We start from the raw sequence: 6,204 nt of genomic DNA, 5'->3' as shown, positions 1-6,204 counted from the left end.
CACCTACCATCGCCGACAAGCCCGTTGCTGTCGCCGCGCCAAACGTGCTCAGCAAATAGTCGGTGTACAAATCGAGTTCTTTGTTCTTCATGGCGACAGGTTATCGTATGCACTGCGTAACATCAGTAAATAATCCAAAGTTGGGACATCACGGCATACGCTTCTTTCGTAACTTTGCCAGCTCGCCAATCAACTTGGTCATTGCCGGGTCAGACAAATCACACATCTGTTGTATGGCTGAATTGATCTCACTGGCTTTGGCACGCAGTGCATTACCCGCCTCGGTGAGCATAATGATCAAACTGCGCTCATCGTTTTCGTCCCGGCGGCGACTCAGATAGCCATTGCTTTCGAGCCGTTTGACCAGCGGGGTAATGGAACCGGGGTCTTGTTGCAGACGCTCCGCCAGGTCCTTGATGCCCAGCCCCTCTTTTTCCCACAGCACAAGCAATATCAAGTACTGGGGGTAGGTCAGGTTCAGCGCATCAAGCATGGGTTTGTAGCGCTGCGTCATTTGCAGGGACGTCGCGTACAGCGCAAAGCAGAGGTGCTGGTCGATGGTAGGAAATTTGGATTGAGGCATGGTTGAACCATAGAGTCGGCCGACGCTTACTCTACTGACTATTTGCCTACCAATAAAGATGACAAACGCTATCGGTAAAGACAGGTATGGCGCAGCAACATTGCACTGTGTAATGTCGCTGTGCTGGTAGCGTCTTCGGCACTTTCCTCAGACGTTTTTAATCAGAATGTTACAGTGGCCGTAAGACGTCAAACAGGTTCTTATTGCAGGTGCTTCTTCAACTCTGTAGAAGCTTGCCGTAAAGGCGAACGGGTTGCCGGAGTTTGGCTAACCACATTCAACAGACCAAAGTCATGGATCATGCCGTTGTAACGCGTAACCGTGACATCTACACCGGCTGCATCCAACTTACGCCCATAGATTTCGCCTTCATCACGCAACACATCAAACTCGGCCGTCTGGATCAGCGCCAGGGGCAAGCCTTGCAGCTGAGCCGTCGTTGCCTGCAACGGCGAGGCATAGATCTGCCTGCGCTCATCCGGGTTGGTTGTATAGGCATCCCAGAACCACTTCATCATCGGTTTAGTCAAGAAATGGCCCTCGGCAAACTGGTTGTAGGAAGCATTATCGAAGTTGGCATCGGTAACAGGCCACAGCAGCAGTTGCAACTTGATCTTCGGTCCGCCTTTATCCTTCGCCATTAAACTCACCGCGGCTGCCATATCCCCGCCAACGCTATTTCCAGCCACGGCGAGCCGGCTACCATCCACTTTGATCTCCTTGCCATGCATGCTGACCCATCTGGTCGCAGCGTAGATTTGATTAACGCGCACGTGGCGTTCATGGGTAGGAAAGTCACCCAAAATCCAACCACCGCCATGGACAAACACGAATACCGGGGTCAGGCCCTTTGCCCCATCGGGCCGCACAATGGTCAGGTCAACCTTCTGCCCATCCTGCTCAATAATCTTTTGCGACACGGTCGCCCTGGGCAGAGTCAACTTGACATTAGCTTGCGCCCCTGCCAGCACAGCACGCGCTTCTACAAGGGAAAGTGTCTCCAAAAGTTTGCCACCCCCCGCCTCCAATCCATCAAGGAATTTCTGGGTAGTCCGTTCCATCCCCGGACTGCCTGCTGCAAGCACGGTCATGTGCTACCTCGAAAAATCTTCCATCCATGTATGATTCTGACATCGGAAAGTCAGCCCTCCCATCATGATCAAATCCAGTCTGTTTGCCAGCGAGCACGACACCTTGCACTTTGAGCGCGTACTCGACGAGGGTAATACCAGCCGTGACGTTTGGGCTGATCGCGGCTATGTGGATGGGGAGCGTGAAGCTCGGCTCATTGGACAAGGCTGGCGCATGCACACCCAGCGTAAAGGCAGAGCGGACAAGCCCTTGTCCTAATGCCAGAAACGTCGCAATCGACGGATTGCCAAGATCCGAGCCCGTGTCGAACATACCTTCGCGAGTCTGGCGCAGATGGGGGGCAAAGCCCTACGTTGCATCGGGTTGGCACGCGCCACCTTGAATCTGTACTGGGAAGATAGCGGGGTACAACTTGCAACGCTTGTGCTATCTCAAGGTAGCCGGCGTGAAGGCCTTCTGATGCCCGGAATCCGTCTGGATTGGCTGGAAATGGTCAATTCAGGAGGGAAAGCGATGCAAGACGAGTGATAGTTCCGGAACGGGCTGTCTGAAGGCACCTCAAGGTCGACTTACGCCGCTGTAATGTCAAAAAGTCGGGTTATTCGAGGCGCCCTAAGGTGACACGGGCTCGATTGAACATCTCGTTTGGCTGGCAACGCTAACCGCTTGGCAAACCATGTGCTACACATGGAGGGTTGGACTACTACTTCCAGCACCCCCTACTTTGGGCGGTAGAACCTACCCGAGCGCTTATATGCAGCTATTCAGCCCATTAGTCAGCCTTTCAATTCAGGCGCCTACTCGCTTCCCTGCTGCGACTCACTCCGCCCAAACCCTATTGTCCCCCGTCCTGAACTGGTTCTTTCGCCCTCTGCTACTGCTGGGTGTTTTGTTATTTACTACCGTACAAGCTGCCCAGCTGCGCATTTGTTATGAAGATATCGACCAACCGCCCTGGACTTATCTTGATGGTCAGGGCGTGACATTGGACCTGTTACGCAAGGTTGCCAACGAACTAGGCGAAGAATTCCAGTTCTTCATCAAGCCGTGGAAGCGGTGCCTGGGCGAAGTAAAACTGGGCATTGTAGATGCCGTCGTTGGCGCAGTAGAACTGCCGGAACGGCGCGTCTACAGCGAATACCCGAAAGACGCAAACGGCAAGACCAACCCCTCCGCCAGCCTATGGCATGATGATTTTAATATCTTCGTGCTGGAGCAGAGCACGGTGGAATGGGATGGTCAGCAGTTTCATCAGCTGAATGGGCAGATAGCGGCACAAGCGGGCTATTCGTCAGTTACCTGGTTGAAGGACCAGGGCTTGCCCGTTACCAGCGAGAGCAAGAGTGCAGAAGAAGTGCTACGGCTAATTAATATTGGTGTTGCCGAAGCTGGTGTCATCCAGGGGGCTGAAGCCGTCAAGCTTGTGCAAACGGATTTGCGATTCAAGGGCAAGATTCGCGTACTGGCCCGTCCCTATCGTTCGGAACCTTTATATTTCATTGTAAGCAAGTTGAGCTATGCCAAAGCACCGGCACGCTTTGACGCCATCTGGCAATCCATTGCCCGACAACGCCAATCCCCAGAATACCGTGCTGCAGAGACCAAGGCACGGAAAGCCTTTTTGCGGCCATGACCGCATAAACCCGCAAGGTTTTTAGCGCCATGTGCTACACATGGAAGAGGCGAGCCACCGTCGCCAGCAAACTTTCTCTGCCCACGGTTAGAACCTGCCAAAGTGTGTATATGCACCTATTCAAAGCTTCCAAAACTCAAAAGGTGTTGCAAACGCTATCGGTGACATGTGCACTAGTGATCGGCGTAACCACCCAAGCCGCACCACTGCGCCTCTGTTACGAGGATGTGGACCAACCGCCATGGACTTATGGTGATGGGCACGGCTTGGCCATGGACCTGCTGCGTAAAGTAGCCAACTCGCTGGGTGAGGAGTTCGTGTTTTCCGGCAAACCTTGGAAGCGCTGTATCGAAGAAGTTAGGGCCGGTATTGTTGATGGGGTCGTTGGTGCGGCAGATGTACCCGAAAGGCATGACTTTGTTGAATACCCACGAGATACAAATGGCAAGGTAGACACGAATGCCATGCTTTGGCACGACCACTTCTACCTCTTCGCAACCACCGAGAGCAAGGTTGAATGGGATGGCGTGCGTTTTCTGAATCTCACTGGCAGCATTGCCACCCAACGCGGCTATTCGGTTGTGTACTGGCTGAAGCAACAGGGTGTCCCTTATGCTGCCGAAAGTAAGGATGCCGATGAACTACTGCGGCTACTGACTTCCAATCTCGCTTCGGCAGTCATCATTCAGGGCCCAGTCGCCGTCAAGATGGCCACCAATGACTCACGATTCAAAGGCAAGGTTCGTACACTAGCCAAACCCTATCGTTCTGAAGCTTTGTACCTTATCGTCAACAAGCAAAGTTATGCCAAAGCATCCGACCGTATTAACGCCATCTGGCAAGCCATCACAAAGCACCGTCAATCGGCTGAGTACCAAGCAAGCGAAGCCAAGGCGCTCAATAAGTTCATGAATAGCCCGGACTAGGGGACATGTAGTCAGGCGCGTCCTCTTTTAACGTCTGCAATATGCAAAAGGCGGAATCTCCTTCCGCCTTTTTCGTCTTGCCTGCGCTGGGACACTGGCTTATTGCCAACTGACCAATCCATAGTTCTTCTTACCCCGCTTCAACAAGGTAAAACGCCCAAATAACCGCTCGCCTTCACCAAATGCATGGTCCAGCGTTTCGGCTTTCTCGCCATTGATGCTGACGGCACCGCTTTGGATAAAGGTACGCGCTTCGCTTTTGGACTTGGCCAAGTTAGCCGCCACCAAGGCATCAATCAAACCGCCAACCGACTTTTCCAGCACCACACCGGGCATGCCATCCTGCGCTAGCTGTTCGAAATCCGACTCGGTCAATGCCACTAGGCTATCGCTGAACAGACTTTGGCTGATGCGCTGGGCAGCTACCACTGCTTCTGGGCCATGCACGATGGCCGTGACCTGCTCAGCCAGGGTACGCTGGGCCTCCGGCTTTTTGCCGCTTTGTTTATCGGTTTCTTCAATCGCAGCAATCTCAGCCACACTCAGAAAGCTGAAGTAACGCAGGAACTTGTAGACATCGGCATCGGCTGTATTAAGCCAAAACTGGTAGAAGGCATAGGGCGACGTCTTCTTGGCATCCAGCCAGATGGTGCCTGTTTCGGTCTTACCGAACTTGGTGCCATCGGACTTCGTCACCAGCGGTAGGGTTAAGCCAAAGACTTGTTGCTGATTTAAACGACGGGTCAGGTCGGTACCCGCTGTGATGTTACCCCATTGGTCTGAACCACCGATTTGCAGCTTGCAATCAAAACGCTTGTTCAGCTCGGTAAAGTCATAGCCCTGCAAAAGGCTGTAGGAAAACTCGGTAAACGAAATACCTTGGTCGTCTCGGCTGATGCGTTGCTGTACGGCTTCTTTCTTGATCATGGCATTAACGGAGAAGTGCTTGCCGATATCACGCAGGAAATCCAGCACGCTCATTGCACCGAACCAGTCATGGTTATTCGCCATCATCGCGGCATTGCTGCCCTCGAAGCTGAGAAACGGCGCGACTTGATCACGAATCTTGGCTACCCATCCCTCAATCACATCCGGCGTATTGAGCTTACGCTCGGTGGCCTTGAAGCTAGGGTCGCCAATCATGCCGGTCGCACCGCCCACCAAGGCGATAGGCTTATGGCCGGCTTGCTGGAAGCGCTTCAGCACCAGGATGGGTACCAAGCTACCGATATGCAGGCTGTCTGCCGTTGGATCAAAGCCGCAATAAAGGGTCACCGACGCCTTAGCCAGTAATTCATCGAGCGCTTGCGCATCGGTCGCCTGCGCGATCAAACCGCGATCTTGCAGATCCTGGATAAGGGGGGATTGAAACATTGGGCACTCTCCACAGGGCCGGTACACCAAAAGCGCACCGCAGCATAACTTAGAAACGCGCGATTTTAGCTTAAGTCAACGCAACGGAATTCATAACACACGACTTTTTAAAAAGTCCGTTCACGATCAGTACGAGTGGTACCAAGGCTGCGTAGCAAGATCGGCATGGGTGGCAAGGTGAGATCCGACATCCTTCCGATAGCACGCCTTGCCTACCTCGCTTGTGGGCCATAGACTCGGGCCGGCATTGCCCCAGCGCACCGCCACCTATTCACTTTTCTTTAGTCAGCTTTCAATGTCTTTTGCTTCTCTGGGCTTATCGCCCGCGCTGCTCGATACCATCAGCCAGCAGTCATTTAACACGCCAACACCTATCCAGGCCGCAGCCATACCTGCTGTGTTGGCCGGGCAGGATATCCTGGCGCAGGCACAAACCGGCTCGGGCAAGACGGCAGCCTTTTGCTTACCCATCTGATGTTACGCAGTGCATACGATAACCTGTCGCCATGAAGAACAAAGAACTCGATTTGTACACCGACTATTTGCTGAGCACGTTTGGTGCGGCGACAGCAACGGGCTTGTCGGCGATGGTAGGT

General features: G+C 53.4%; 7 protein-coding genes and 1 pseudogene. 5 read left to right on the top strand and 3 right to left on the bottom strand.

Features of this window, described 5'->3' with window-relative positions:
• Positions 1-148: 148 nt before the first annotated feature.
• Positions 149-583 carry a MarR family winged helix-turn-helix transcriptional regulator gene (locus CSQ89_RS19100; RefSeq protein WP_099407645.1) on the bottom strand — a complete coding sequence of 145 codons (435 nt, stop codon included), beginning with the start codon at positions 581-583 and terminating at the stop codon, positions 149-151.
• Between the two features lie 200 nt (positions 584-783).
• Complete coding sequence (locus CSQ89_RS19095) at positions 784-1,674, bottom strand: alpha/beta hydrolase (protein WP_099407644.1); 891 nt, start codon at positions 1,672-1,674, stop codon at positions 784-786.
• Between the two features lie 64 nt (positions 1,675-1,738).
• On the opposite strand from CSQ89_RS19095, the gene CSQ89_RS22990 reads away from it, so the two are divergent.
• The 4 genes and pseudogenes from CSQ89_RS22990 (at position 1,739) to CSQ89_RS19080 (ending at position 4,234) form a co-directional block, all read left to right on the top strand.
• The gene (locus CSQ89_RS22990; RefSeq protein WP_199065714.1) at positions 1,739-1,933 is read left to right on the top strand and encodes a hypothetical protein; all 195 of its coding nucleotides are present in this window, start codon (positions 1,739-1,741) and stop codon (positions 1,931-1,933) included.
• Between the two features lie 15 nt (positions 1,934-1,948).
• Positions 1,949-2,203, top strand: a pseudogene (locus CSQ89_RS22985) (transposase); the annotation flags it as partial.
• 226 nt (positions 2,204-2,429) lie between these two features.
• Entirely contained in the window at positions 2,430-3,308 is an 879-nt protein-coding gene (locus CSQ89_RS19085; RefSeq protein WP_158229053.1) for a substrate-binding periplasmic protein, read from the top strand.
• Positions 3,309-3,418: 110 nt separating this feature from the next.
• Positions 3,419-4,234, top strand: a complete 816-nt coding sequence (locus tag CSQ89_RS19080) for a substrate-binding periplasmic protein (RefSeq protein ID WP_158229052.1) — start codon at positions 3,419-3,421, stop codon at positions 4,232-4,234.
• 99 nt (positions 4,235-4,333) lie between these two features.
• Here the strand turns inward: CSQ89_RS19080 and tyrS are convergent, their stop codons facing one another.
• Positions 4,334-5,608 (bottom strand): tyrosine--tRNA ligase, encoded by a 1,275-nt coding sequence (tyrS, locus tag CSQ89_RS19075; protein ID WP_099407641.1) that lies wholly within the window; start codon positions 5,606-5,608, stop codon positions 4,334-4,336.
• Positions 5,609-5,903: 295 nt separating this feature from the next.
• Here tyrS and CSQ89_RS19070 point away from each other — a divergent pair, with 295 nt between their 5' ends.
• Positions 5,904-6,083 (top strand): DEAD/DEAH box helicase, encoded by a 180-nt coding sequence (locus tag CSQ89_RS19070; protein WP_099407640.1) that lies wholly within the window; start codon positions 5,904-5,906, stop codon positions 6,081-6,083.
• Positions 6,084-6,204: the final 121 nt, after the last annotated feature.

Source organism: Chitinimonas sp. BJB300 (assembly GCF_002735695.1).
GTDB lineage: Bacteria > Pseudomonadota > Gammaproteobacteria > Burkholderiales > Chitinimonadaceae > Chitinimonas.
This window is presented reverse-complemented; position numbering and strand designations above follow the sequence as displayed.